Source organism: Chloroflexota bacterium (assembly GCA_020850535.1).
Taxonomy (GTDB): Bacteria; Chloroflexota; UBA6077; order UBA6077; family JACCZL01; genus JADZEM01.
Window position 1 is genome coordinate 49,716 of record JADZEM010000217.1, and the last position, 25,598, is coordinate 75,313.

The 25,598-nt window shown below is 67.9% G+C and carries 23 protein-coding genes; 14 read left to right on the forward strand and 9 right to left on the reverse strand.

Translation table 11 applies throughout. The annotated features are described in order from the left end of the window. Positions 1-57: 57 nt before the first annotated feature. From IT306_29875 to IT306_29890, 4 genes are all read left to right on the forward strand, one after another. Positions 58-1,047 (forward strand): phosphoglycerate dehydrogenase, encoded by a 990-nt coding sequence (locus IT306_29875; GenBank protein MCC7372659.1) that lies wholly within the window; start codon positions 58-60, stop codon positions 1,045-1,047. A 394-nt stretch (positions 1,048-1,441) separates the two neighbouring features. Continuing rightward, the gene (locus IT306_29880; GenBank protein MCC7372660.1) at positions 1,442-2,419 is read left to right on the forward strand and encodes a phosphoglycerate dehydrogenase; all 978 of its coding nucleotides are present in this window, start codon (positions 1,442-1,444) and stop codon (positions 2,417-2,419) included. A gap of 407 nt (positions 2,420-2,826) precedes the next feature. Next, a complete protein-coding gene (locus tag IT306_29885) occupies positions 2,827-3,807 on the forward strand; it encodes a phosphoglycerate dehydrogenase (GenBank protein ID MCC7372661.1) in 981 nt (326 codons plus the stop codon). Positions 3,808-3,818: 11 nt separating this feature from the next. Continuing rightward, positions 3,819-4,721, forward strand: coding sequence for a class I SAM-dependent methyltransferase (locus tag IT306_29890; GenBank protein ID MCC7372662.1), 903 nt, complete (start codon positions 3,819-3,821; stop codon positions 4,719-4,721). Positions 4,722-4,738: 17 nt separating this feature from the next. On the opposite strand, the gene IT306_29895 is transcribed toward IT306_29890, so the two are convergent. Further along, positions 4,739-5,959, reverse strand: a complete 1,221-nt coding sequence (locus IT306_29895) for an acyl-CoA dehydrogenase family protein (GenBank protein MCC7372663.1) — start codon at positions 5,957-5,959, stop codon at positions 4,739-4,741. Between the two features lie 210 nt (positions 5,960-6,169). On the opposite strand from IT306_29895, the gene IT306_29900 reads away from it, so the two are divergent. After that, positions 6,170-6,358 (forward strand): hypothetical protein, encoded by a 189-nt coding sequence (locus IT306_29900; GenBank protein ID MCC7372664.1) that lies wholly within the window; start codon positions 6,170-6,172, stop codon positions 6,356-6,358. A gap of 54 nt (positions 6,359-6,412) precedes the next feature. Here the strand turns inward: IT306_29900 and IT306_29905 are convergent, their stop codons facing one another. The 3 genes from IT306_29905 to IT306_29915 all read right to left on the reverse strand — a co-directional run bounded on the left by IT306_29905 (position 6,413) and on the right by IT306_29915 (position 8,311). Next, entirely contained in the window at positions 6,413-6,715 is a 303-nt protein-coding gene (locus tag IT306_29905) for an ATP-dependent Clp protease adaptor ClpS (GenBank protein ID MCC7372665.1), read from the reverse strand. A 33-nt stretch (positions 6,716-6,748) separates the two neighbouring features. Further along, on the reverse strand, positions 6,749-7,468 hold the full coding sequence (locus IT306_29910) for a phosphatase PAP2 family protein (protein MCC7372666.1): 720 nt from the start codon (positions 7,466-7,468) through the stop codon (positions 6,749-6,751). A gap of 90 nt (positions 7,469-7,558) precedes the next feature. After that, a complete protein-coding gene (locus tag IT306_29915) occupies positions 7,559-8,311 on the reverse strand; it encodes a phosphatase PAP2 family protein (GenBank protein ID MCC7372667.1) in 753 nt (250 codons plus the stop codon). Between the two features lie 258 nt (positions 8,312-8,569). On the opposite strand from IT306_29915, the gene IT306_29920 reads away from it, so the two are divergent. After that, complete coding sequence (locus IT306_29920; protein MCC7372668.1) at positions 8,570-9,448, forward strand: DUF1206 domain-containing protein; 879 nt, start codon at positions 8,570-8,572, stop codon at positions 9,446-9,448. A 290-nt stretch (positions 9,449-9,738) separates the two neighbouring features. On the opposite strand, the gene IT306_29925 is transcribed toward IT306_29920, so the two are convergent. Then, positions 9,739-11,769 (reverse strand): hypothetical protein, encoded by a 2,031-nt coding sequence (locus tag IT306_29925; GenBank protein ID MCC7372669.1) that lies wholly within the window; start codon positions 11,767-11,769, stop codon positions 9,739-9,741. 173 nt (positions 11,770-11,942) lie between these two features. Here IT306_29925 and IT306_29930 point away from each other — a divergent pair, with 173 nt between their 5' ends. From IT306_29930 to IT306_29960, 7 genes are all read left to right on the forward strand, one after another. Continuing rightward, entirely contained in the window at positions 11,943-12,209 is a 267-nt protein-coding gene (locus IT306_29930; protein ID MCC7372670.1) for an NAD-binding protein, read from the forward strand. 500 nt (positions 12,210-12,709) lie between these two features. Continuing rightward, on the forward strand, positions 12,710-13,324 hold the full coding sequence (locus tag IT306_29935) for a 3D domain-containing protein (protein MCC7372671.1): 615 nt from the start codon (positions 12,710-12,712) through the stop codon (positions 13,322-13,324). A gap of 26 nt (positions 13,325-13,350) precedes the next feature. Beyond that, a complete protein-coding gene (locus IT306_29940) occupies positions 13,351-14,790 on the forward strand; it encodes an MFS transporter (protein MCC7372672.1) in 1,440 nt (479 codons plus the stop codon). Between the two features lie 128 nt (positions 14,791-14,918). Continuing rightward, a complete protein-coding gene (locus IT306_29945; protein MCC7372673.1) occupies positions 14,919-15,731 on the forward strand; it encodes a 3-oxoacyl-ACP reductase FabG in 813 nt (270 codons plus the stop codon). Between the two features lie 255 nt (positions 15,732-15,986). Beyond that, positions 15,987-17,906 carry an ankyrin repeat domain-containing protein gene (locus IT306_29950; protein MCC7372674.1) on the forward strand — a complete coding sequence of 640 codons (1,920 nt, stop codon included), beginning with the start codon at positions 15,987-15,989 and terminating at the stop codon, positions 17,904-17,906. An 89-nt stretch (positions 17,907-17,995) separates the two neighbouring features. Continuing rightward, entirely contained in the window at positions 17,996-18,304 is a 309-nt protein-coding gene (locus IT306_29955) for a hypothetical protein (GenBank protein MCC7372675.1), read from the forward strand. 253 nt (positions 18,305-18,557) lie between these two features. Continuing rightward, positions 18,558-19,709, forward strand: a complete 1,152-nt coding sequence (locus IT306_29960; GenBank protein ID MCC7372676.1) for a mandelate racemase/muconate lactonizing enzyme family protein — start codon at positions 18,558-18,560, stop codon at positions 19,707-19,709. A gap of 102 nt (positions 19,710-19,811) precedes the next feature. On the opposite strand, the gene IT306_29965 is transcribed toward IT306_29960, so the two are convergent. The 3 genes from IT306_29965 to IT306_29975 all read right to left on the reverse strand — a co-directional run bounded on the left by IT306_29965 (position 19,812) and on the right by IT306_29975 (position 22,306). After that, a complete protein-coding gene (locus IT306_29965) occupies positions 19,812-20,105 on the reverse strand; it encodes a cupin domain-containing protein (protein ID MCC7372677.1) in 294 nt (97 codons plus the stop codon). Positions 20,106-20,194: 89 nt separating this feature from the next. Further along, complete coding sequence (locus IT306_29970) at positions 20,195-21,346, reverse strand: beta-lactamase family protein (GenBank protein ID MCC7372678.1); 1,152 nt, start codon at positions 21,344-21,346, stop codon at positions 20,195-20,197. Positions 21,347-21,493: 147 nt separating this feature from the next. Continuing rightward, positions 21,494-22,306 (reverse strand): N-acetylmuramoyl-L-alanine amidase, encoded by an 813-nt coding sequence (locus IT306_29975; GenBank protein MCC7372679.1) that lies wholly within the window; start codon positions 22,304-22,306, stop codon positions 21,494-21,496. Between the two features lie 260 nt (positions 22,307-22,566). Between IT306_29975 and IT306_29980 the strand changes: the two genes are divergently transcribed. After that, entirely contained in the window at positions 22,567-23,868 is a 1,302-nt protein-coding gene (locus IT306_29980; protein ID MCC7372680.1) for a YcaQ family DNA glycosylase, read from the forward strand. Positions 23,869-24,137: 269 nt separating this feature from the next. Here IT306_29980 and IT306_29985 read toward each other — a convergent pair whose 3' ends face one another. Then, a complete protein-coding gene (locus IT306_29985) occupies positions 24,138-25,313 on the reverse strand; it encodes a GSCFA domain-containing protein (protein MCC7372681.1) in 1,176 nt (391 codons plus the stop codon). Positions 25,314-25,598 lie beyond the last annotated feature (285 nt).

The window sequence follows — 25,598 nt, forward strand, 5'->3', positions numbered from 1 at the left end:
CGAGTAGGCAGGGGGTGAGCGCGCGTGCTACCGTCCCTGGCCAGAAGGGGTCTACCGATGCCAACCGTGTTCATCGCTATTCCGTTCTTTGTGACCCGAGATCCATCGCCGCTGGACAAGCTTGAAGCCGCCGGGTGGACCGTCAAGCAGGTTCCCGAAGGTGTCCGACCGAACGAGGATCAGCTGATCGAGCTGCTCGAAGGCGTCGACGCGACGGTGGCCGGCGGCGAGCCGTACACCCGCAAGGTGCTGTCCCAGGCCCGGAGCCTGAAGCACGTCGCCCGCTGGGGCGTCGGCTTCGACCGGGTGGATCTGGACGCGGCCACCGACGAAGGCGTCCTGGTCACGACGACGCAGGGCGCGAACGACTGGGGCGTTGCCGATCACGCCGTGGCACTGATGCTGGCCTGCGGGCACCTGGTGGTGTCGGCGCACCTGGAGATGATGGAGAAGGGCTGGACGCGTGCCATCGGCGACGACCTCTGGCGGCAGAAGGTCGGCATCTTCGGGCTGGGGCGGATCGGGCGCGGCGTGGCGCAGCGGGTGCACGGCTTCGAGGCCGAGATCCTGGGCCACGACCCCTGGGCCGACCCGAAAGCGTGCGCCGAGCTGGGCATCAAGCTCGTCTCGCCCGAGGAGCTGCTCCGCGAGGCTGACTACGTCACGCTGCACCTGCCGCTCAACGCGGACACGCACCATTTCGTGAACCGCGAGCGGCTGGCGCTGATGAAGAAGACGGCCTACCTTGTGAACACGGCACGCGGCGGCCTGGTGAACGAGGACGCGCTGTACGACGCGCTCACCTCGGGGCAGATCGCCGGGGCCGGGTTGGACGTGCGGGAGCAGGAGCCACCCACGGACACGCGGTTCAACACGCTGCCCAACGTCATCCTGAGCCCGCACAACGCCGGTATCACCCATCAGACAGTGTCCGCCATGAGTCACATGGCGGTGGACAGCATCCTGAGCGGCTGGCGCGGCGAGAAGCCGCACGGGCTGCTGACGCCCGGAGCCTGGGAGAAGCGCCGGACGTTTTCGGGGTCGTAGGCCGTGGATCGTGGATCGTGGATCGTGGATCGTGGAAGCAAACGGGTTCACGTGTACGGCGGTTTCAGTGCATCCTTGCAAGTTCCCATGTCATCCTGAGCGCAGCGAAGGATCTCACCCGCTGACCGTCAACGCTCGCGCCACCCGCCGAGCGTCACGTTGCACCCCACCCGCTGACGGTCAACGTTCGTGTCACCCGCTTGACCGTCAGCGTTCGCGTCAGCGGGTGAGGTCCTTCGCTGCGCTCAGGATGACAATTGGAGCTTGCATGCTTTCACCAACATCTACGACCCACGACCCACGACCCACGACCCACGACCCACGACCCACGACCCACGACCCACGACCCACGACCCACGACCCACGACCCACGACCCAACACCCTGGAGTTGCCATGCCAAAGGTGCTGATTACCCAGCCCTCCGTGACCGGGCTGGACGATCCCTATCTGGAGAGCCTCCGCGCGGCCGGCTGGGAGATCCGCTACGAGCCGACCGGCGCGCGCGCAAAGCCCGAGGAGTTGCTGGAGCTGGTGCAGGGCCATGACGCCGTCCTGGCCTCGTCGGAGACGTACAACCGCCACGTGCTGGAGCGGGCCGACACGCTGAAGCACATCGCGCGGTGGGGCGTCGGGTTCGATCAGGTGGACGTGCCGGCCGCCACTGAGCTGGGCATCATGGTCACGACCACGCAGGGCGCGAACGACTGGGGCGTGGCGGACCACGCCTTCGCGTTGATGTTCGCGCTCGGGCGGCGGGTGGTCGAGAACGACGCCATCGTGCGGAAGGGCGGCTGGTCGCGCCCGCCCGGCCGCGACATCTGGCGGAAGACGCTGGGGGTCGTCGGGCTTGGGCGCATCGGGCGCGGCGTCGCGCAGCGCGCCTCCGGGTTCGAGATGAAGGTGCTGGCCTACGAGCCGTACCCTGACAAGGCGTTCTGCGAGAAGTGGGGCGTCGAGCTGGTCTCGCTCGACGAGCTGTTGGAGCGGGCCGACTACGTCACGCTGCACGCGCCCGGCGGCTCGGACAACAAGCACCTGATCGGCGCCGAGCAGCTCGGGCGGATGAAGACGACGGCCTTCCTGGTCAACACGGCGCGCGGCGCGCTGATCGACGAGGACGCGCTGTACGCGGCGCTCGCGGGTGGTCGGTTGGCGGGTGCGGGCCTCGACGTGCGCGAGCAGGAGCCGCCGACAGACATGCGCTTCAACGAGCTGCCCAACGTGATCCTGACGGCCCACGTGGCCGGCGTCACAGTGGAGACCTGCGCCGCGATGACGGCGATGGCGTCCGAGAGTATCGTGCAGGGCTGGAAGGGTGAGAAGCCAGACGGCCTGCTCAACCCGCAGGTGTGGGACCACCGCCGAACGTAGGCTGGCGGGGAGACCTCCCCCCTGACCCGTTCGGAAGAGCGCTTCACCCCCGGACCACCTGGCGGCTCATGTGGCGTCAATCAGAGAGTTGCTCAGTGTCAGTCGTGATCCCGACTGAAGCGAGGTACGAGCGGAATGGAGGGATCTTCCCCACATCTGTACTCGGTTCGCCCAAGAAGATCCCTCGATTTCGCTCCGGATGCTTGCCCTTGGCCTGCCGAATGGGCCGCTTCGCTCGGGATGACGGGAGAAGCGTCGGCGGGGCCTCTCTGCTTCGCGGGATCTCCATGGCCTGATGTGCGTGAGCGGGCAGCGCAATACCCCGCGCACGCTCCACCTCCGAAACCCGAAACCCGAAACCCGAAACCCGAAACCCGAAACCCGAAACCACGGAGTGTGAGGCAACGATGCCAAAGGTACTCGTGACCGCGCCAGGCTCGCGCGGTGCTGACGATCCGCGTTTTCAGCCGCTCCGCGATGCGGGCTGGCAGATCACCGCTCACCGCTGGCCGGGCGGCCGGCCCAATGAGGAAGAGGTTGTCGAGCTTGTCCAGGGGTTCGACGCCGTCATCGCCTCGTCCAATGAGCTGTACACCCGGAGCGTCTTCGAGCGCGCCGACACACTCAAGCACGTGGCGCGCTGGGGCGTCGGCTACGAGACGGTGGACGTGGACGCCGCCTCGGACAACGGCGTCATCGTCACGACGACGCAGGGCTCGAATCACTGGGCCGTGGCGGATCACGCCTGGGCATTGATGCTGGCCGTCTCGCGGCGCATCGTGGAGCTGGACCGGATCGGCAGGACGCCGACATGGTCGCGCCCACTGGCCCGCGATGTCTGGCAGAAGACGCTCGGCGTCGTGGGGCTGGGGCGGATCGGCAAAGGCGTCGCTCAGCGGGCGTTCGGCTTCGAGATGAAGGTGGTCGCCTACGAGCCGTACCCCGACCGCGAGTTCTGCGAGAAGTGGAACATCGAGCTGGTGGACAGCATCGACGAGGTGTTCCGTCGAGCCGACTTCGTCACGCTGCACGCGCCGGGCGACAATCGGTCGCTGGTGAACACCGAGCGGCTGGCGCTGATGAAGCCCTCGGCGGTCCTGATCAACACGGCGCGCGGTGCGCTGGTAGACGAGGACGCCCTGTATGCGGCGCTGACCGGTGGCAAGCTGCGCGGCGCCGGCCTCGACGTGCGCTTGCAGGAGCCGCCGGAGAACGACCGCTTCGCCGCGCTGCCCAACGTCGTGCTGACGCCGCACGTGGCCGGCTCGACCGAGGAAGCCTCCGTGGTCGGCGCGGCGATGGCCGTCGAGCAGATCGCCGCCGCGGGGCGTGGCGAGGTGCCGCACGGCATCCACAACCCGGAAATCTGGGACAGACGCCGCCGCTGACAGAAGAATCCTTGCCCCGGGGCCGCGGCTCGCTCGACCATTGGCCCGAGCCGCGGCCCACTCAGCGCGGATGGGGGCAATGGATGATCGACCGGATGACTGATGCCGCGAATCTTCAGTACCAGTATGGCGACTCGGAAAAGCTGAAGATCCGGTACGAAGCCCACACGCTGTACAGCGAACGGACCTCCCACTGGCACGCGCTCTTCACCGAGGTGCTGGACATCGTGCCGGGTGAACAGGTCGTGGACGTTGGATGCGGGCCGGGCGGCATCCATGTCCAATTGTCACGCGCAGGCGCGCAGGTGACCGGCATCGACGCGTCGCCGGGTATGGTGGCCGAAGCGCGAGCGCAGGCAGAGCAGGAAGGGTTGAACGTCCAGGTACGGGTGGGTGACGCCGAGCGCCTCCCGTTCGCTGACGGCCAGTTTGATGCGGCGCTGTGCTGCCACATGCTCTACCACGTTCCTGACATCCGCGCGGCGCTCACCGAGCTGCGTCGCGTGCTGCGGAGGGGCGGGCGCGTCCTGATCTCGACGAATGCCGCCGACCATTGCGCTCGTCTGAACGATCTGCACGCCCAGGCCGCGCGCGAACTCGGATTTGTCCCGGTGGTCGGCGACCTTGCAGGCGGAGGGCGCTTCTCGCTCAGCAACCTTCCGCTGGTGCAAAGCGTCTTCCCAAACGTCCAGCTACACGAACTGCCGAACGCGTTCATCTGGCCAACGGTGGAATCAGCCCTCCGCTACTACGCCAGTGGCCGCATCGACGCCATCCAGCGAGTGGCCGACGAAACCGGACACCGCGAGTTGCTCTTGGAGCGCATGCGTGAGCTGATCGGAGAGATCGTCGCTCGCGAGGGCGTGTTCCGGGTGCCAAAGGACGCCGGCTACTTCCTGGCGACCGTCCCCTGAACGAGCGCCAGGGCCGCTTACCGCAGCAGGATCTCGGCGTCGCGGGTCAGATCGCGGGTGATGTTCTTCTGGTGGGCCTCGTTGGTGCCGCCGCCGATCTCCAGCAGTTTGGAGTCCCGCCAGAGCCGCTCGACCACGCCATCTGCGACGTAGCCGTACCCTCCGAGCACCTGGATGGCGCGATCGGCCACGTCCTTGGCCATGGTGGCCGCCACCAGCTTGACGCCGTCCGAATCGACCCGGTTGCCGGCCCGGTCCAGGCGCATACGGCGCGCCACGTCGTAGACGTAGGTGCGGGCCGCCCGCCACTGGGCGTACGACTCGCCGATGTGCCGCTGAATCTGGCCGAAGTCGCGGATCGGCCGGCCGAAGGCGATGCGCTGGTCGGCCCAGCGGACCATCTCGCGCAGGCAGCGCATCCCGATACCCAGCGACATGGCCGCCAGGGTCACGCGCTCCAGTTCGAGATTCCGCATCATGTGACGGATGCTGCCGCCCTCGTCGCCCACGAGGTTGGCGGCCGGCACCGGGCAGTCGTCAAACACCAGCTCAGCGGTCGGGGAGGCCCGGCAGCCGAGCTTGCCCACGATCTTCTGCCCGAGGCTGAAGCCGGCGAAGCCGCGCTCCACGATGAAGGTCGAGATCGCGCCCTCGCCGGTCCGGGCGTAGATCAGAAACCGATCTCCCAGCGTGCGGTCGTCGGTGGCCCCGTTGGTGATCCACATCTTGCGGCCATTCAGGATATAGCGGTCGCCCTCGCGGCGCGCGGACGTACGCATCGCCAGCACGTCAGTGCCGCCCTCTGGCTCGGACATGCCCATACCGCAGACGGCCTCGCCCGAGATGGCCGACGGCAAGAGGCGTTGGCGCTGCTCGGCGCTGGCGTTGCGGGTCAGGTTGTTGACAAAGAGGATGGTGTGGGCAAGGTACGAGAGGCAGAAGCCCGGATCCGAGGTTGAAAGCTCCTCGTGCACGATGGCCGCTGCCACGGCGTCCATGCCAGCCCCGCCATCCTCGACCGGGACGGTGAGGCCCAGCAGGTCGAGGTCGGCGCAGCGCCGGAAGAGGGGCAGATTGAGCCGCTCGTTGCGATCGTGCTCGGCGGCCTGCGGCTCCACCTCCGCCTGCACGAACTCGCGCATCGTCTCCCGCAGCAGCCGATGCTCATGGGTCGGGTTGAACGTGTCGAGCGTCGTCCACGCGGCGGCGTCGCCAGCGTCGTTCCGATCGGTTCGCATCTCAGCCACCTCCCGAGTGCGCGCACGTCCGGACAGGTCCGGCGCCAGTCCCAGCGCCCAATTCAGTCCCAGGATTCGATCATAGGCAGCGCGTCACGGAGAGGCAACTCTGCGCGCGGTGGCGCTTGACGACTGGGGTATCATGAACGTAGCCGCGGAGGAGAGGGTACGGGCATGCTACGAGCAGGCGCTGGCCTGTGGATGGCGGTCATGTGCGTCGGAATCCTGGTGACGTCGCTTGCGGCGACCGTCTGCCTCAGCATGATCGCCTACTACTCAGCCGTGCCCGGCAAGGTCTACCCTGCGCTGGCAGCGTTCGGGGGCGGGGCCGTACTGATGCTGATGGCCGGCGCGCAGCTTGACCGGCTGGCCGCCGCGCGCCGCCGGAACGGCGAGTGACGCGCGCGCCGACCTCGGCCCGGGTTATGTCGGTCCAGCCCAAGTCAGCCCAGGCTATGTCGGCTCGATGGTCGCCGTCAGGCTGAAGCTCTCCAGCCGCTCTCGGTACAGCTCAGCCGGCTCCAGCGGACAGACGATCACCACGGCCCGCCCCTGGTTGTGGGCTTCGAGCATGATCTTGATCGCCTTCGTCATGCCGACGCCTGGCACGGACTTCATCAGCGACCGCACGACGTGATCCATCGAGTTGACGTCGTCGTTGTGCAAGATGACGGCGTACGGATCGAGCGCCCGCGAGCGCGTGCGCTGCTCCTGTTCTTCACGTGGGATCGTGGCCGGGCCGGGTGAGGTCGCCATGCTGCCCTCATTGTACCCATCGCTGCCCCGCCACTACGACGCATGCGTCCGTTCGCTCCGCGACTCCAGCCACGCCTGCGCCTCGCGGTACAGTGCGATGCTCAGGGCCAGCCAGACGCCGCCGATGAGATACCCGCCCAGGACGTCTGTCGGCCAGTGCGCGCCGTCGTAGACTCGCGAGACGCCGATAGTCAGGACCGGCGCCGAGAGCAGTACGACCAGCAGGCGTCGCCAGAGGGCATTGCCGATGGTGACGATAGACAGGAAGATCAGGAACCCGAAGATCGCCGTCAGGTTCAGGACATGGCCGCTCGGAAAGCTGCCCGTGGGCAACTGCGTAGCGACGTGCACGAGGTCGGGCGACGGACGCGGGCGGTCAACCAGCGGCACGATCAGGAACCACAGGCCGGCGCTCCCCACCGCCGAGAAGGCCAGCATCGCCGATTCCAGCCGCAGCCCCAGCAAGAACAGCCCCAGGATCACCACACCCCAGACGATGTTGCTCTGTGGCGGGAATCCGACCCAGGCGATGGCCTGCAGAAGCGCGCCAAGGCCGGGGATGCTGAGCGCCTGAATCCAGCGCGTCAGTTCGAGATCCATCGGCAGTTGTCCGACGGTCCGGCCGAGATAGGCCAACAGCGCGGCGGTAGCCGTCGCGACCATGACAAAGATCAGAAACCGTGACGAGCGAAGGTGGCTGCTGTGTCGTCGTACTTCGCGATACGCGCTGGCCGACAGCGCCCCGGTTGCCATGGCTCCACCCCTCCAGCGCCTCACGGTGAGCGTGAGGCGCGGCGCCTCGCGGAAAAGCAGAAGCCGTGCCAGGACCCAGGCTGCTTCAGGTCAGGATGACGTCGGCGACCGCGGTGGCGCAGGCGGCGACGGCCGCATCAGGCCGGTCAGCCAGCGGTAGAACTCCAGAAGGACCAGGAGATACGCTGCGCCGAAGGCGTACCCGCCGGCCACGTCGCTGACCCAGTGGTGCCCCAGGTAGATGCGCGAGACGCCAACCAGCGCGATCATCGCCGCGCAGAGCGTGAGAACGGCGAGCCGGCGCCAGCCGGGCCGTGCGCGGATGTAGACCAGCGCGAAGACCAGCCCGTAGAACGCCACGTAGCCGGTGACATGGCCGCTCGGAAAGCTCGACTCGCCCACGCGGCTGAACACCTGGACCAGATCCGAGGGCGGGCGCGGCCGGTCGATCGCGAGTTTGACCAGCGACGCGAGCCAGAATGCCCCCGGTGTCGCCAGGAGCAACAACCCTTCTCGATACCACCGGACCCCGATGAAGGCCGCCACGGCGATGGCGAGGATCAGGTCGCTCCACGGCCAGTACCCCACCGCGCTGACCGCGACCATCAGCTGTATTGTCAGCGGATGGTCGAGCCGCTGGATCCACAGGGTGACGGCAATATCCAGTGGCGTGCCACGGGCATCGCGGAGCACGCTGGCAAGCAGGCCGAAGGCCGCGAGCAGCGCGACGAGCGCCAGGATGACGAGCCGTGCGCGCCGGTCGAGGCGTCGGCGCAGCCACGCCCGGAACCGGGACCGCCGCCGGCGCGGACCAGACCGCGGTTCGTGCGCCAGCGTTGCCATGACTCTCGGTCTCTGCGCGGGATTCTGAGGGGATCAAACAAGCCCCCTCGAACCTCGCAGGCGATGCAACCCGCATGCCGCATGGCAACCCGCATGCCGCATGACAACCCGCATGCCGCATGGCAGCCCGCATGCCGCATGGCAGCCCGCATGCCGCATGGCACGTCCCATGCGTTTTGCACGGACCAGTGCGAGCGGCGTGGGCGCTCTGCCGGCGGCCCGCACCCATCACGCGCGATTGAAACGGGAGTCCTGGTCATGCACGCACCTGCCGCGACGGCACCGCGAACCCAGGGGCCGCTGGACGATGTCGGACGAGGAATCGAGGCCGGCGCACGGGCGACCAGGCCAGGAATCGAGATCCTCGGGCGGCTCGGATACGCCGCGAAAGGCGCAGTCTACATCCTCATCGGCGTGCTGGCTGTCCAGGCGGCGGTGGGCGAGGGCGGCCAGGCGACTGACCAGGCCGGCGCACTCACCCGCATCGCGAGCCTGCCGTTCGGCAAGGCGATTCTCGGCCTTCTGATCGTCGGCTTGATCGGCTATGCGCTCTGGCGCACCGCTCAGGCCGCTATGGACACCGAGCACCAGGGCAGCGACGCCAAGGGCCTCCTGACGCGCGCGCTCTGCCTGGGCATCGCCGGCACCTACGGCGGACTCGCACTCTCGGCGCTGAAGCTGCTGACCAGCGGCCAGGCGAGCGCCAGCAGCAGCGAGAAGACCCAGGGGTGGACGACCTGGCTGATGGATCAGCCGTTCGGCATCTGGCTCGTCGGACTGGTTGGCGCGGCGATCGTCGCGAACGGCCTGGCGCAGTTCTACAGGGCCTACAAGTCGAGCCTGACCGACGATCTCCACCTGACTGACGTTGGCGCGCAGCACGCCGACCTCGTCACGAAGATCGGGCGGGCAGGCTACGCGGCCCGTGGTGTGGCGTTTGTCATGATCGGCGGCTTCCTGGTCGGGGCGGCAATGCACCACAACCCGAGCGAAGCCCAGGGTCTCGATGGCATCCTCGCCACGCTGGTAGCGCAGCCGTTCGGGCCGTACCTGCTGGGCGTCGTCGCCATCGGGCTGGCTGCGTACGGCGTCTTCGCACTGGTCGAGGCGCGCTACCGTCGGATGGTGATTCTGTAGGTCGGCACGAACGGTTGACCGAGCAGAGGCTCGCGCCAGCTCACCGGAGGTCCAGCGCGGCGGCCCGGACAGCGTGCCGCAGTCTGGGCCGCCCGCGCTCTCGGCGCGTGGCCAGAGCGATTGCATGTTCGTCGGTGTTCCCATACCGGCGTGAGACGCGTCGTCGGGGCGTGAAAGCCCCGACGACGCTGCACGACGCAGTCATCATGCGATTGCCCTGCTCCGGTGCGGAGAGGGGGCTCAGGTGCGACCCCCCACGCTACCGGTCTCCGTCCACGCGAGATCGCCTCTCAGCGGCAGCTCTCCGAGGGGCGAACGCGCGTCTCCTGCCAGTCCTTGTTGTCGTCGCCACCGTAGATCCACGGGGCCGGATCCATCTTGACGCCGTCCACCGCGACGAACATCTCCAGCCAGCGCTCGCCATTCTCGGTGCGGGCGTACGAGACGTCCACGTTGTTGAAGTCCCAGACGGGGTAGGTCACGCCGTTCTCGGTGGCGTAGCGCTTGGAGCCCTTTGCCAGCAGAACCGGATCCTTCTCGCGCTTCTTCACGCCTTCCGGCCGGGCCGTTGGCGATGCGGAGGGCGTCGGGCTGGCCGCTGCTCGTGGACCCGCCGCCGATGGCGACGGCACGACGACCGGCGTCGTCTCGACCGGGACTTCCTCGTAGTGCCGCCACGCGTACAGCTCGACCGAGTCAGGGTCGTAGCGGCACGCCACCGAGGCCGTGCTGCCCGGCATCAGGAGCTGAGCCGTGACGTTTGCACGAGTCGCCTCGGTGACTGGCGCGCTGCCAATCGGCCAGACGACCTCGATCCGGCTCGCCAGCCGGTCGGTCGGCAACGGCATCACCTGCTCGTCGACGATGACCGGGTCGCCGCCGATCAGGTAGATGCTCGGGTCGCGCGGGTCGGCGTTATGGCTGGATGGCTGCAGGTCGAGCGCGTAGACGCCGTTCTTCGCCTGAATCGTCTCGGTCTTGCCGGACTTGTAGATGAGGGTCGCCTGCTTCGCCGAGGCCAGGACGTTGTGCGTCACGGCTTCCGGCGAGGTGTTCCAGGCAACGATGGTGCGGTGGTCGCCGCGCTCCATCACGACCTGGGCCACCTGCGATGGCCAGATGAACTGGGTGCGGCTATCATTCGAGCGGACTAGCTGGGTGTAGTCGGCCGGACCGGGCTTGTCCTTGCCCGGCCAGGAGAAGACGGCGGACTGCACGTCCGAGAAGTACTGTGCGCCGATCTGGAACGCCACGTACGCTGGCTTGGCCGTCCCGTTGTTGCGGATCAGCCCCCACAGCTCGACGTCGTTCTCGGCCTTCTCGTCCGTGGCCTTGTAGACAGCGTACCGCTCGACGTTGGCGGCCACGGCCAGCGCCATCGCCTGGATGATGTAGGCCGCCTGCTGATCCAGTGACGCCCGCATCTGGCCGGCCGGCAGGTTGTTCTGGACGTCGTCATGCGGGATGACGTTGCTCTCGCCGATCCAGATCGGTTTCTTCATGTTCCGCTGGGCCAGGATGTCCCGCATGATCATCGGTTCGGCAAACGAGTTGAGCGGCGCCGTGTAGGTGTGGACGCTCACGATGTCGAAGTAGTGATTGTTCTTCGCCCGATCCGGATCCTTCCCGATGACCTCCAGGAGCGGCCCCAGGAAGGGTGGCCGCTGGTGCTCCTTGTCCCACCAGTAGGCCATGCCGCCGAGGATGACCTTGGCGCTGGGGTTGATCTCCTTGGTGTTCAGGTAGGCCACCTTCAGCAGCTGCGCGTACTGCTCGAACGAGCCATCGAACGTGTAGCGCAGGCCGGGCGTGTAGAGGTCCGGCTCGTTCCAGACGATCCAGTGATCGACCACGCCCTTGTGGCGCTCGACCACCTTTCGGACGAACTGGCCCCAGGTGTTGTTCGGATCCTTGTAGTCCAGTTCGAGGCCACGCGGCGGGTCGACCGGCCGGCCCCTGTCGGGCCACGGCGACGCCCACTGCGGCGTGTAGATCAGGATGCCGGCCATGGTCACGCCACGGCGGGCCTGGGCCTTGATCGCCTCATCGGTGAAGTAGAGCTGCGTCCAGGAGTTCGGGCCGTCCTTCTGGATCAGCGACCAGGGAAAGATGATGCGATCCCAGCGAGCGCCGGCCTGCCACGCCAGGTCGGGCTGGACGATGCCCTGCACCATGCCGAAGCGCCCATCGTCGGTATCGACGGCTGGAAGTGGCGACACGACGGCGGTGCGTGGCTCGGCGGCGTGGGTAATGGACGATGGCAGCGACGCGAACAGGACGGTGGCGGCGAGCACGGCGAGGAGGAGCGGTCTCGACTGCATCCGAACCCCAGGACTGTGAGGTAGGTGTGGGTATTGGGGCGAACTCAGGCGTTCACCCGCGACCAACGGTTGACGGAACGTAGACGCAGACCAGTATCGGGGATCGGTCCCGACGCGGTCCATTTACAGAACGCCCCGCCAGAGGGTTGGTTTCGTTTGGCCGAATCACGAACGTGCTACACTCGCCGCCGCTGAGGGAGGGCGACGCGCCGAACCGCGCGGGACTGGACGCCGACGACGCCGTCAGCGTGATCCTCAAGGATCTCGTGCTGATTCACGAGTTCGCGCGGGACCACGGCGCCCGGCTCCCCCTGGGCGGGATGTCGCGGGAGCTGTACCGGGAGGCCGTCGCGCTCGGGCACGCCAACACGGACATGTCGGCCATGTGCCTGCCCCTGGAGCGCATCGCCGACACCGAGATTCGCCCAAGATGCGACTGATGCGCGGCGGATTCCGACCGTTTTTTCGCATATCTCGCCCTGACCCTCTTGTCAGCTTGATGCGCTGAGGCGTATACCGTCTCTGGCGAGTCGTTCGTTTGTGTTTTGGGCAGTTCAGGCGTGAGTTGCCCCTCACCCTCGCGAACGGACGACAGGCTCTGTCGCGACCCCCGTTGCCGCTGCGCCCGTGCGCGGATCGCGATGTTGACGGACTGACCGGCTCCGACGTTCCTCATCCCTGGACCCGGCCTGTCCGTCGCGGATGACGGTCGATGCTGCTTGCACGCCGCCAGCGCCAGACGTGGCAATGGTTCGACGTGGCAGGAGAAGTCGCCGCGTCCACCGTCCGCGTCTCGTCCGGCCCACAGGCCCGGTTCTGGATGCGGTCGATCACGCGCTCAGGAGAGCTCATGCCGCTGGCAGCGGTTGCATGCGCGTTTGCCGCGCTGGTTCATGCTGGAATATCGCTTGCGTCGATCGTGCCCCTGTCGACGATGCCAGTGGGCGACGTCGTCCAGGCATCGGCGTCGGAGGCCAGACAGGCCGCGGCGGCGCTGGTGAAGGCTCGCAGGCCGCGTCCACAGGCGCGGCCCGTCTGGGTTGCGCCGCACGCTGAGACGGTGCTGTATGCCGGGCCTGACCCCCAATCCGAGGAGGTGGCCCCCCTCCACCAGTGGGCCGGTCTGCAGGTCGAGGGGCCCTCTCGCGGGCATCGCATCCCCGTGCTCGATCCATCCCGACAGCTCCACGGCTGGGTGCCGGCCGCCGACGTGGGGCCAATCGATCCGTCCCTGCTGGGGACGGCGTACCTGCCGCCGATCGGCCGGCCGATTGCCTGGGCCGGGCCGGCCCGCGTGACGATGTACACCTGCGTGGAGCTGGGCGGCTGCGCTCCGACAGCATCCGGCCTCTGGCCGGAGCCGGGGATGGTGGCCGTCGATCCGAGCGTGATTCCGCTCGGATCGACCGTCTGGATCCAGGGCGTCGGGACGTTCCTGGCGACGGACACGGGATCGCTGGTACGCGGTGCGCACCTGGACATCTACAGCCTGAGCTACCAGGAGGCGCTCAACTGGGGCGTCCAGCAGCGTTCGATCCTGGTCTTCGACCGTTGAGCTGAGGTGCGCCGGGTGGCCGCGTCGTGCGACACTCGCGCATGCCCGATGCCGCCGTCGACCGCTACCGCTGGGTGGCGCTCGCCGTCGTCAGCTTCGGGACGCTGGCCGTCCACCTGGACACGACCGTCAACGTGGCGCTGCCGGCGATGGCGGCAGCGCTCGACGTGCCGATCTCCACGCTCCAGTGGATCATCATCGGCTACGTGCTGACGACGGCCAGCACGCTGGTGGGCGTCGGACGGCTGGCCGACCTGTACGGCCGCCATGCGGTCTGGAACTGGGGGGTGCTGGCGCTCGGCATTGCGCTGGTGCTGGTGGGCTTCTCGCAAGACATCGTGATGCTGGTGGCGTGCCGCATCCTGCAGTCGTTCGGCGCGACGATGATCTACGCCGCCGGGCCGGCCATCGTCACCGAGGTGTTTCCCCACGCCGAGCGGGGGAGGGCGCTCGGCATCATGACGATGGCCGGCCAGCTCGGCATGGCCATCGGCCCGCTGTTCGGCGGGTGGCTGGTCGGCACGTTCGGCTGGCCCGCCATCTTCTGGGGCCGCGTGCCCATCGTGCTGCTGATCGCGCTGGCGTCCTGGCGGCTCGTGCGCGCGGGCCGCGCCCCGAAACGAGCCGCCCGGTTCGACCTGGCCGGGGCCCTGACGCTCGGGCCGGCGATGGTTGCGCTCCTGCTCGGCATCAACCGGGCCGGCCTGCTTGGCCCGCTCGACCCGCTGCCGCTCGGGCTGTTCGCCGCTGGCGCGCTGTTGCTGGCCGCGTTCGTCTGGACTGAGAGCCGGCTGGCCGCCCCGATGCTCGATCTTCGACTGTTCCGCAACCGCATGTTCGCCGCGGCCAACGCCATGAACCTGCTCAGCAACCTGACGATGTTCGGCGTCTGGCTGCTGGTGCCGTTCTACCTGGTGGACGGGTTGAAGCTCGCGCCGCTGACGGCCGGGCTGTTCCTGAGCAGCGTGCCGATTGCCACCGCGCTCGTCTCGCCGCTGGCCGGCTGGCTGTCCGACCGCGTCGGCCCTGCGCGCCTGTCGCTGGTCGGGCTGGTGGTACAGGTCAGCGCCCTGTTCGCCATCGCGCGGCTGGACGGCCAGAGTGCGCCGTGGCAGGTCGGCGGCGCGCTGATCCTGCTGGGCATCGCCACGGGCCTGTTCATGGCGCCGAACCTGAGCTTCATCATGGGCGCGGTCCCGCCGGATCAGCTTGGCGTGGCGGGCGGCGTGGTGACCACCATGCGGAGCCTCGGCGTGGTCACCGGCGTCGCGCTGTTGACGGCGATCTACACGGCTCGTTCGGCCGAGCTCGGCGCACCGGGCGGTGGCCTGGGTGGCACGTTCTCGGTCGCGGCGTTTCAGGGCGCGTTCACGTTTGCAGCCGTGCTCTGCCTGGCGGCCGTCGCGCTGGCATCGGTGCGCGGCAGGCTGCCCGGGTCGCACGCGACAGAACGCGAGCTTCGGTAGCACTGGTTTCCTGAGAGGACTCGGGATTCCGCGTGCGCCCCTCCCGCGCTGCTGTACGATGCCCGTGGTCTATCCGGCGTCGAGCAGGCCGCTCGGCGCGACACGACGTGCATGGGAGGCAAGCGACGATGGCTGAGGCAGGCAGGCCACTGGCAGGTACGCCGCTGGCAGGGAAGCTGGCGCTGGTCACGGGCGCTGGGATGGGCATCGGGCAGGGGATCGCCCTGGAGCTGGCGCGGCAGGGCGCAGACGTGGTCGTGCACTACGCCGGCAGCGAGCAGGGCGCACGCGACACCGTCGCCCAGATTCAGGGGCTGGGTCGTCGGTCGGCGGCGGTCCAGGGGCGGCTGGGCGACATCGACGCCTGCCGTCGGGTGGTGGGTGAGGCGGTCTCGGCGCTCGGCGGCCTGGACATCCTGATCAACAACGCTGGCGTGACGCGAGCGCTCGATTTCCTCGACACCACGCCCGAGATCTACAACGAGGTCTTCGATCTCAACATGCGTGGCTACTTCTTCTGCGCCCAGGAAGCCGTCCGCAGCATGCTGACGCGGGGCGGCGGCGCGATCGTCAACATCACGTCGGTGCATGGCGGCGGCGGCTTCCCGCGCCACGCGGCGTACGCCGGCACCAAGGGCGCGATCATCGCCTTCACCAGGACGCTCGCCATCGAGCTGGCGTCGCGGCACGTCCGCGTCAACGCGGTCGCGCCCGGCGTGGTCGAGGTGCCGCGCTACTTCGACATTCCGGACTACACCCGCGAGTTCGGCGACTCGATGGTGCCCTGGGGGCGTGTCGGGACGCCCGGCGACATCGGGAACGTCGTTGCGTTTCTGGCGTCGGATGCCGCCGACTGGGTGACCGGCCAGACGCTGTACGTTGACGGCGGCACCAACGCCCGCATGGGGCTGTGGTGGGACCAGGGGGACAAGGCGCAGTAAGCTCAGAGCGGGGGAAGCGGGAGATCCGGCCCCTTTGCCCTCGTCCTCGCGCTCCGTGCACCGTCAGCATTCGGCCCGTCACTCTCCGCTGCGCCCTCTCGTTGTCCACCGTCGAGTCCGAGTTGCGGGAAGTGGAGAGTCCGCGCCTCTGCTCATGCCATCTTCTTGCGACTAGTCCGTCGCGGGCTCTGGGAGCTACCCTCTCAGGTGTGCAGCGCGACGGTACGCTCGCGGCATGATGAGGGAGTCTTCACGATGACCGTCGATCCTGCCCTGTCCGGTGCTACGCGTGCGGTAGCTGAACGGTGGTTCGCGGCGCTGACCGGCGGCGACATCCCCACCGCGCTGGCGTGTCTCGACGCCGACGTCGAGTGGATCAACTACAAGCCAGTTCCCGGCTACAACGACGCGATGCCCTGGATCGGCACGCAGCGCGGCCCCGACGCGGTATTGGCCTCGCTCAAGGTGTTCGTTGGCGTCTGCCAGGCGCGGGACGAACGGCTGGTGACGCTCGCCGTGGACGGCGAGAGCGCCGCTGGCGTGATCGCCGAGCGGGGCATCGTCTGTGCGACCGGGCTGCCGTATGAGATCGAGTTCATCCAGTGGCTGACGGTGCGCGGCGGCAAAATCGTTCGCTGGAAGTCGTACACTGACCCGTCGTCTATCGTGCGGGCGATCCACGGCGATCGCGATCCGGCGTGGGCGGGAGCCGACACGCTCACTGCCCGCACCGACGCGACGATTCGGGCCTGGCTGGATGCGATGGTGCGCGGCGACGGCGACGCAGTCGTGGCCGGGCTGGCCGACGACGTGGAGATGATCACGCCGCGCGAGCAGGACGATGCGATCATCCCCTACGTCGGCACGAAATCCGGCAAGCCGGCCGTCCTGGCGATGTTCGGCGAGCGCTCAAAGATCGTCGAGACGGTCAGCTGCGAGGTGCAGTCGGTCGGGGCGCAGGATGAGCGGGCCTGGGCGAGCGTGACGACCCGTGAGCGATACCTGCCGACCGGCCAGGAGTTCACCATCCAGGCCAGCCACCACTTCGAGCTGGACGAGGCCGGGCGCATCCGTCGCTGGCGCTCGTTCTTCGATCCGAATCCCGAGGTGGACGCGCTGCGCGCCGCCGAGTCTCCCGCTCTGATCGCCGCCGTCTGGGCTGGCAACGCCGATGCTGTCCGGTCGCTGCTCGCCGATGGCGCGGACGCACGTGCTCGCGATGCCGAGTCCGGCCTGACGGTGCTGCAGATCGCGGCCGGCGAGGCGAAGCCTGAGATCGTCAGGCTGCTGCTGGACGCCGGCGCGGACGTTCATGCTGCTGACAGCCGGGCGGGCGGCTCGGCGCTGCACAAGGCCTGTCAGGGCGGCAGCGTCGAGGTGGTCCAGATGCTGCTCGACGCCGGCGCGTTCGTGGACTGCGTCGCGCCGACGACGGGCCACACGCCGCTGATGGACGCGCTGTGGTTCAAGTTCCCGGACGTCGTCGAATTGCTGCTGGGGCGCGGGGCGACACTCAACCTCTCGACGCACTACGGCTTCTCGTTGATGGATCATCTCAAGTACGAGCTGAACGTCAACACGCGCGGCAAAGAGCTGCTGGTGCGGTCTGATGCGATGGTGCAGCAGCGGCTCCAGAACGACCGCGACCTTGCCGCTCACCAGGTGCTGATGAAGGCTGTGGTGGCGAAGGATGAGGCGGGTGTGCGGTCGGCGCTCGCTGCCGGCGCGGACGTGAACGAGCGCTTCCCACTCGTGAACGGCTTCAACGACGGCCACACCCCGCTGCATGTGGCCTCACGGGACGGCACCCCGGAGATCGTGGCCCTGCTGCTGGCCGCCGGCGCGGACGTGAACGCCGTCGAGCCGTGCTTTCAGGCCGTGCCGCTCCACAAGGCCGTCTACAACGGCCACGCCGACATCGCGCGGCTGCTGGCTGCCCATCCGGGCATCAACCTCGATTTCCAGGGTGGCACTAACGGCTACACCGGCCTCCACGATGCCCTCTGGCACGGCTACGCTGACTGCGCCCAGGTGCTGGTGGACGCTGGCGCGCGCCTCGACCTGCGCGGCCACGACGGCAAGACGCCGCTCGACCTCGCCACCGAAGTGCTCGGAGTGGAGCACCCGCTGACCGTCGCCATCCAGGCCCGCATCGCCACGACGGCAGCGGCCTGACACGTTCCCGTCGTCGGCGCTGGCGTGAGGCTGGCGTCTCGCCGCGGCCGCCGCTTGCTGGCGGCACACGTCTGACCATGGAGTGAGGCATGCTGTTCTACGTGCAGATGAAGTGGAACCACGAGGGCCGGATCAGCCTGGATGAGCTGTGGGACGTCGAGGCGCAGGAGGCCGAGCACGCCAAGGAGACCATCGACTCCGGGATGGTCGTCGGGATCTGGAAGGTGGCGGCGCAGAAGCGGGTCATCGCCGTGGTGGACGTCGAGTCGATCGAGGATCTCGACCGGACGGCCCTCGGCCGCCTCCCGATGCGCGAGTACCTGGAGTTCGAGGTCGTGTGGGCGCTGCGCGACTACCTCGGGTTCGCGGAGGACGTGAAGAAGCACTACCGGGTCTGACGCCACGCGAACCTTACGCTGGCCTGCTGGGAGGCCCTCTCCCCCGGGGCTGGGAAGGCCCTCACCCCCCGGCCCCCTCTCCCTGTGCGCGGGAGAGGGGGAGACACACGAGTCTGTTGTTCCTCCCCCTCTCCCGCGCACAGGGAGAGGGGGCCGGGGGGTGAGGGCCTCCTCTCGGTCGAATCGGCGCCCTCCGACGAACGCTGTGTCGAAGGTGCTACCCTGCCGGCATCCGAAGGGGAGGTACCTCGGCATGAAGGTCACCAGCGTCGAGACGTTCCTGGTTCACCCGGGGCGTCGCGGCAAGAACCTGCTGTTCGTCAAGGTCAACACCGACGACGGCATCCACGGCTGGGGCGAGGCGTACACCCAGTCTGACCGCGACCGCTCGATTGAGGTCACCATCCACGAGCTGGCCCGCTACCTGGAGGGCCGCGATCCGTGGGCCATCAAGCATTTCACGCACTGGGCCTACAACGACTTCCTCGGGAAGCGCGGCTCGATGGAGTGCTACTCGGCCATCAGTGGCCTGGAGCACGCGCTCTGGGACATCTGCGGCAAGGCGGCCGGCCAGCCGGTCTACAACCTGCTTGGCGGGCCGTGCCGCGACAAGATCCGCGTGTACGCCAACGGCTGGGGCGACGGCGGCAAGGATCCCCACGCGACCGCTGCAAAGGCGTTGGAGCTGGTCGAGCAGGGGTTCACGGCGCTGAAGTGGGACCCGTTCCCGAACCCCTGGCGTGCGTACATCGACAAGGAGCAGGAGCAGCACGCCATCGACGGTGTCCGGATCATGCGCGAGACCGTCGGCCCGGACATCGACCTGATGGTTGAGGTCCATCGGCGGCTGGCGCCGATCAACGCGATTCGGGTCGCCAACGCCATCGAGGAGTACAGGCCGTACTGGTTTGAGGAGCCGGTCTCGGCCCGCAACCTCGACGCGATGGCCGAGGTTCGTAAGAAGATCAACCTGCCGATCATGACCGGCGAAGAGCTGTACACCAAGACCGAGTTCCGCGAGGTTTTCGAGCGGCGGTCGGCGGACATCCTCAACCCGGACGTCTGCAACGTCGGCGGCATCCTCGAGCTGAAAGAGATCGCCGCGATGGCCGAGGCCCATCTCGTGGCGATGTCGCCGCACAACTACAACAGCACCATGCTCGGCCTCGCGGCGACGGTCCACGCCTCGGCCACGATGCCGAACTTCCTCATCACCGAGTACTTCGTCAACTTCGAGGATCTCGGCAAGGTCATCGCGAAGCCGCCGCTGCTCCAGGAGGGCGGTTACGTGCCGCTGCCCAAGACCCCGGGCCTGGGCATCGACCTGGACGAGGACGCGCTGCGCGCCCACGCCTACGAGCGGTTCCCGATGCGCGGCATTCGGCAGTACCGCGACGAGCCCTGATCTCGTCCAGCCCTTGACGAACAGAACGCCCGGGACGGGTTCGTCCCGGGCGCGCTGCTCGCCTGGCCGGCAACGACGTGTCACGCATCGCGTGCGTCGATCCTACTTCAGCTCCGTCTCGACGAAGATGACCTCGAAGGCGTTCTCGTTGACGACCTCGTGCTCGGTACCGGCCGTTCGCGTGTACGACTGGCCGGCCACGAGGTTGCCTGCCATCTCGCCATCTGACAGCAGGATGCGGAGTGTCGCGGTCCTCATCGGCACCACCACGTAGTCGAACTCGTGACGGTGAAAGCCGGTCGTCGTGCCGGGCGGGAAGCGCCATTCGGTGACGCGCACCCGCGCGTTGTCGATCTGGACGGTCGGGATCGCTGGCGGTCGAGACGCTGCGCTCATCAGGAAGCCTCCCGCCAGATCGTACGAGCGACGCCGAGGAAGCTGCCAGCCGTCGCGGTGAGAACGGGGGGCAGCGGTGGTGAGTCCCCCTATGGCTCGACCAGCGCGCTGTGCACGATGTTGCTGATGCAGTCGAGGTGCCGCCGGATCCACTCGCCATCGCGCCGGCTGTTCTGGATGTAGGTGAACGACAGGCCGCTCGTCGGATCGGCCCAGGAGATCGACGAGCCGGCGCCGCCGTGCCCGAACGTCGACGCCGGCGCGAGCGTCCCCGTCATCCAGCCGATGGACGTGTCCCCGCGCAGGTAGACGCCGATCCCGCGATGCATCGGGACGCCCTGGCTGGTGTCCACACGGTCCCCGGTGTGGTTCTTCGTCGTGTACGCGATGGTGCGCGGTGAGAGCACCCGCTTCCCGTTGAGCGTCCCGCCCGCCAGCAGCATCTGGTAGAAGGCCGTGAGCGCCGGCGCCGTAGTGTAGCCACCGCCGCCCGGTCGACCGGCCGCCCGGCAGGCCGCCGAGTTCCAGTCGTCGCTCGGCGTCTGCCGGCCGTCCTCGAGGGTGTGCATGTCCACGCAGCGGCCCTGCTGGCGCTCCGGAACGCCGACGAGCAGGTCAGTGATGCCGATCGGATCGAGCAGTTGCTCGCGGATGACCGTTCGGTAGTCCTTGCCGGTCACGGCCTCGATCACCACCGCCGCCGTCCAGTGCGCCGACTCGCCGTGGTAGTGCATCCGCGAGCCGGGCGTCCATTCAAGTGTGAAATCGGCGACCTGCTGGCGCAGCACGTCGTGGTCGGCCCACGCTGCGGCTGTGACCTTCGAGTTCGGGTAGCCGCCCTGGTGGGTGAGCACCTGATAGAGCGTGATGTCGCCCTTGCCGTGCCGCGCGAACTCGGGGATGTAGGCTGACACCTTGTCGTCGAAGGCCAGCACGCCGCGCTCGACCAGCTGCCAGATCACCGACGTGGTGATGGGCTTGGTCTTCGAGAACATCAGCCAGAGGGTGTCGTCGGTGGCCGGCGCCCCGAGGCGGGCCTCCCCGAACGTCTTCGAGGCGGCGAGCTTGCCGTGTCGGGCCAGCGCGACCGCCGCGCCCGGGTACTGGCCGGCGTCGATGCCGGCCTGGACGGCCTGGTACAGCAGCTCCAGCCGCTCGGGATCGAGGCCGAGCGATTCGGGGCTGGCGCTCGGCAATGGGTGGCCCGCCGCCCGGGCAGGCGAAAGTGTGGCGTCCGCCATTGGTCGATGCTCCTTCCGGTGAGAGGGGCCGGTCGGCCGCCACCGGCCGGGCCATCGGAGATCATACCGATGCGCGGTGCCGTCAGAGCGATTGCATGAAGGCGTCGCCGCGCAGGTTCGTCGGGGGCTGAAAAACCCCCGACCGGTCTAGAACTCCCGGGGGATCTCCAGGAAGCGCAGGATGCCGGCCGCGATGCCGCGCGCCGCCGCCTCCGGATCGACGAGCAGAATCTGCCGGTCCACGGCGCTCGTGAGGTAGCCGGCCTCCAGGATCGCGCTTGGCGTCCCCGGCGCGATGGCGTGGCAGTACCGCCGACTGTTGAAGGCGTAGTACGCCGTCATGCGCCGCGACGCGCCGACTGGATCTACTGGCAGAGCCGTGGCCGGTCCGTAGGTGTCGGTGATGGCGGCCATCAGCCGGTCGTCCGCCTCTGGCGTGGCTGACCATGCCGCGCGGCCCAGCTTGTAGCCCCGCCGGACGCCGGCCTCGTCGCCATCGGCGTGGATCGAGAGGAAGACGTGGGCCTTGTACTCCACCGGGATGGTGGACGGGAGGATGTCGACCACCACGCCGTGCGCGCGAAGGATCGTCGCCGTGCGCTCGGCGAGGTCGAGGTTGACCTCCCACTCCGCGCGACCGCCGCCGCTGGCGCCCGGCCCGAGGCCGCGCAGCTCAGCCGGCGTCTCCTCCACCCGCCAGTGTCCGGCCTGTAAGCCGACGCGCTTCGGGCCGGGCGGGTTGTAGACCTCGGCTGGCGGCAGCGGCTGGCGGTAACGGCCCCAGAAGCTCCCCCCGTTTGGATCGCCCGGCACGGGCGGTGGCGGCTCGTTCGGCCGCGAGCAGACCTCCTGCCCGAGCGGCGCGGCCAGTGCCTCGATGGGACGCATCGGCGCGAGCGGCACGGGCCCGAGCAGCGCGGCCACGGCGAGCGCGACAAGTGAGCGTGACAGGCGATTCATCCAGCACCTCGGGGGCGGGGTCGAGCCGACCGGCGAGCGTCGGCCCACCGCGGCAGACGATGCAACCGTGGGCTATCCCACAACGTGGGCTATCCCACAACGTGGGCCATCCCACAACGTGGGCTATCCCACAATCGGGAGCGCTTGCGGGCAATTGTGCCGTTTCCCAGCGACACCTGTCAGGAATTGCAGGTATGGTGTGACCGGCCCGCCAACATGTACCCTTCCCGACCGGATGTTCTAGAGAGGGTAGGAGGCGCATGGCCACCGTCGATCTCTCGCAGGCCGAGGCCCGCCGCGTCGCTCTGGCTGCCCAGGGGTTCTCCGACCGCCCTCCGAGCGGTGCGGTCGATGTCCGCCTGATCCGGCGCGTGCTGGGACGGATCGGCGTCCTCCAGATCGACAGCGTCAACGTGCTGGTCCGGACCCAGTACCTGCCCCTCTACTCGCGGCTCGGGCCGTACCCCGCGCGCCTGCTGGAGCACCTCGCCTACGAACGGCGCGAGCTGTTCGAGTACTGGGGACACGAGGCGTCGTTCCTGCCGGTCGCCGCGCAGCCGCTGTTCCGCTGGCGGATGGACCGAGCATCCAACGGCGAGGGCGTCTGGAACGGCATCGCACGGATCGCCCAGGAGCGCCCCGACTTTGTGGAGCACGTCCACGCGACGATTGTCGAGCGGGGAGCGCTGTCGGCCGGCGCGTTCGGCGAAGAGGCCGCCCGCACCGGGCCGTGGTGGGGCTGGAGCGACGGCAAGCGGGCGCTGGAGTTCCTGTTCTGGTCGGGCCGCATCGCCATCGCCCGGCGAACCAACTTCGAGCGGTTCTACGATCTGCCGGAGCGCGTCATCCCGCCGTCCATCTTGCAGCAGCCCACGCCGGGCCGCGACGACGCGCAGCGCGAGCTGCTGCGGATCGGGGCGCGCTGCCTCGGCGTGGCGACGGCCAGCGACATCAAGGACTACTTCCGGATCCGGGGCGCCGGGGCGCAGGCACGCCTGGATGAGCTGGTCGAGGCGGGAGAACTGCGGCAGGTTCGTGTCCAGGGCTGGAGCGGCGTCGCCTACCTGCACCGCGAGGCCCAGATCCCGCGTTGGGTACGTGCCCGCGCGCTGCTCTCGCCGTTTGACTCGCTGGTCTGGTTCCGCGACCGCGCCGAGCGGCTGTTCGACTTCTTCCTGCGCCTGGAGATCTACACGCCGGCGCACAAGCGCGTGTTCGGCTACTACGTGCTGCCGTTCCTGCTTGGCGAGACGCTGGTCGGGCGGGTAGACCTGAAGGCCGACCGCAAGAACGGGGTGCTGCTGGTGCATGGAGCCTTCGCCGAAGAGGGCCGCGATCCTGATGGCATCGCCGTCGAGCTTGCGCCGGAGCTGCAGCGGCTCGCCGGCTGGCTCGGGCTGCACCAGATCGCCGTCGGGGAGCGCGGCGAGGTGGCGAGGCCGTTGAAGGCCGCCCTGGCCGGCAGCGCGGTTCCGGACCTTCACATCCCCGGCCCACCCCCCGAAGAGGCCGGTACCGACGTGGTCACCGTGGACGCACCGGACGTGGTCGCGCCGGAGTAGGCCGCGCGTACTGTTTGGGCGCAGGCGCTACTGCCGCGATCATCCGCCGCCCCTGGCAGTGGATCCACCCCGCCACCAGCAGCCCAAACGTCCGATAGCTCGGCGCGTGGAAACACGGCTCGAACGCTACGAGCAGCCCCACGAACGTGCTCGGTGAGACGATCTCGGGCATGGCTCCCTCCCTGGTCGTTGGCACTTCCAGGGTCTACGAGGGAGCCATGTTCCATCAACTCACTGCCGCTCTACCGCCAAAATGGCGGAGGTCGAGCCTAGTCCTGTAGGCCATGAAGCGTGAGCCGCTTCTGCAGTTCGTAGCATTGGGAATCAAGTCGATTGATGAGGTCGAGCCGCTCCTGTGCGGCCTCTGCTAGTCCCTGAATAACCTCTAACCGTTCGTCGCAGATTCGCTGCAACTCGGCAGCCCGAACTTCCAGTTCCTCAATGCGCGATTGAGCTATCCTGTCGGTGCCATCGAGCGATTCGTCTAGTGTCCTGACCTCATCAACGCTGAGACTCGTGTAGTGGCGGGCAAATATTCGCAGCACTTGACCAACGACGGTTTCGTGTGGATGACGGGCATCTTCTTCGAAGGCATCACGGTAGGTGTCAGTGACAATCTCGTATGACGGGAAATAGAAATAGTCTCGACCAACCTGCTTCCAGCGACCTCGAAGGAACTCGTCAAGTCCGGCCCGGATGATTGCCTTGGAAACGGAGTTCGCCGTCAACGTGGAGATTGGACGGAAAGTCGCCTTCAGTCGGACCGGAGACACGGTATAGACGATCTTCAGGTTCGGCACGTACTTGGCACGGATGCGTTCAATGAGTTCCAACTGTTCGATGGTTTCCGCGACGCTAATCACCCTAAAGCTGTGTCGTTCTGGATCGAAGTAGCGTATCGGTACGGCGCGCCAGAGCGGCTCGCCAGTCACACGGTCGTACCATACTTCTGAGAGCCCGAGCGTGACGATGAGCACCTCGGCGTTCTCGATCGCGAAACGCGTGGAGAGTCGGCGCTCCTCGGTTGCCTTGACGAGCTGCTTCTCTGGATCGACCCATAGTAACTCTCGACCGTCCAGACCCTCGAACGCCCACCGGAACTGTTGTGCGACTACTGCCACGTTTTCGAAGGGGAATGCTCCCTTCGTGATCGCGCCGTATGGCGAGGCGACCTCGCGATTGAAGCCCTGATCCGCCAGCCAGCGAATGAAGTAGGCGGCAAAACAGGAGCCCATCGCAAAGACCCGGGTTTCGGCGTGGATGATGGGGGCTGCCGGCTTCCAACCGTGCAATGCCGTCGCCAGCCCGTCGCGCCGCATCTCCGACTTGCTCGGAAGGACGTTAAAATGGTCGCCCTTGTACCAGCGGCCAAGATCGTCTCGCTGGGCCATTATGGATTCCGGTGGCGTTGAGAAGTCGAGAAGCTCGGCACGCGCGTCAGTCATGGGCACACCCCGTTCGACAGTCTCGCTCGGATGATACAGAGAACTTCAAGTGGGGGGTCGAGAGGCCTTTGCCAGATATCCTGAGGCTTCAGTTTCCGGTACCTGAGCTGGGGAAACGAGGACGTGGCGAGGGAGGAAAGCAAACGAGCCGACCGGCGCGGTAGTGTCGGGGTGTTCAGACTCGACAAAACGCAGAGGCGGCTCGATGCAAGGTGCTCGATGCCGGCTTCGAGATCCGGCAGCTCCAGGACGCCAAGGCGACGCGCTACGTCGTGCGCCCGGCCA

Excerpts from the sequence above, each read along its gene's own strand:
- IT306_29880 (MCC7372660.1), top strand. The coding sequence starts at position 1,442 with ATGCCAAAGGTGCTGATTACCCAGCCCTCCGTGACCGGGCTGGACGAT.
- IT306_29915 (MCC7372667.1), bottom strand. The coding sequence starts at position 8,311 with ATGGCAACGCTGGCGCACGAACCGCGGTCTGGTCCGCGCCGGCGGCGG.
- IT306_29910 (MCC7372666.1), bottom strand. The coding sequence starts at position 7,468 with ATGGCAACCGGGGCGCTGTCGGCCAGCGCGTATCGCGAAGTACGACGA.
- IT306_29885 (MCC7372661.1), top strand. The coding sequence starts at position 2,827 with ATGCCAAAGGTACTCGTGACCGCGCCAGGCTCGCGCGGTGCTGACGAT.
- IT306_29960 (MCC7372676.1), top strand. The coding sequence starts at position 18,558 with ATGAAGGTCACCAGCGTCGAGACGTTCCTGGTTCACCCGGGGCGTCGC.
- IT306_29900 (MCC7372664.1), top strand. The coding sequence starts at position 6,170 with ATGTGCGTCGGAATCCTGGTGACGTCGCTTGCGGCGACCGTCTGCCTC.
- IT306_29895 (MCC7372663.1), bottom strand. The coding sequence starts at position 5,959 with ATGCGAACCGATCGGAACGACGCTGGCGACGCCGCCGCGTGGACGACG.
- IT306_29875 (MCC7372659.1), top strand. The coding sequence starts at position 58 with ATGCCAACCGTGTTCATCGCTATTCCGTTCTTTGTGACCCGAGATCCA.
- IT306_29920 (MCC7372668.1), top strand. The coding sequence starts at position 8,570 with ATGCACGCACCTGCCGCGACGGCACCGCGAACCCAGGGGCCGCTGGAC.
- IT306_29945 (MCC7372673.1), top strand. The coding sequence starts at position 14,919 with ATGGCTGAGGCAGGCAGGCCACTGGCAGGTACGCCGCTGGCAGGGAAG.
- IT306_29925 (MCC7372669.1), bottom strand. The coding sequence starts at position 11,769 with ATGCAGTCGAGACCGCTCCTCCTCGCCGTGCTCGCCGCCACCGTCCTG.
- IT306_29955 (MCC7372675.1), top strand. The coding sequence starts at position 17,996 with ATGCTGTTCTACGTGCAGATGAAGTGGAACCACGAGGGCCGGATCAGC.
- IT306_29950 (MCC7372674.1), top strand. The coding sequence starts at position 15,987 with ATGACCGTCGATCCTGCCCTGTCCGGTGCTACGCGTGCGGTAGCTGAA.
- IT306_29975 (MCC7372679.1), bottom strand. The coding sequence starts at position 22,306 with ATGAATCGCCTGTCACGCTCACTTGTCGCGCTCGCCGTGGCCGCGCTG.
- IT306_29985 (MCC7372681.1), bottom strand. The coding sequence starts at position 25,313 with ATGACTGACGCGCGTGCCGAGCTTCTCGACTTCTCAACGCCACCGGAA.
- IT306_29970 (MCC7372678.1), bottom strand. The coding sequence starts at position 21,346 with ATGGCGGACGCCACACTTTCGCCTGCCCGGGCGGCGGGCCACCCATTG.
- IT306_29980 (MCC7372680.1), top strand. The coding sequence starts at position 22,567 with ATGGCCACCGTCGATCTCTCGCAGGCCGAGGCCCGCCGCGTCGCTCTG.
- IT306_29905 (MCC7372665.1), bottom strand. The coding sequence starts at position 6,715 with ATGGCGACCTCACCCGGCCCGGCCACGATCCCACGTGAAGAACAGGAG.
- IT306_29965 (MCC7372677.1), bottom strand. The coding sequence starts at position 20,105 with ATGAGCGCAGCGTCTCGACCGCCAGCGATCCCGACCGTCCAGATCGAC.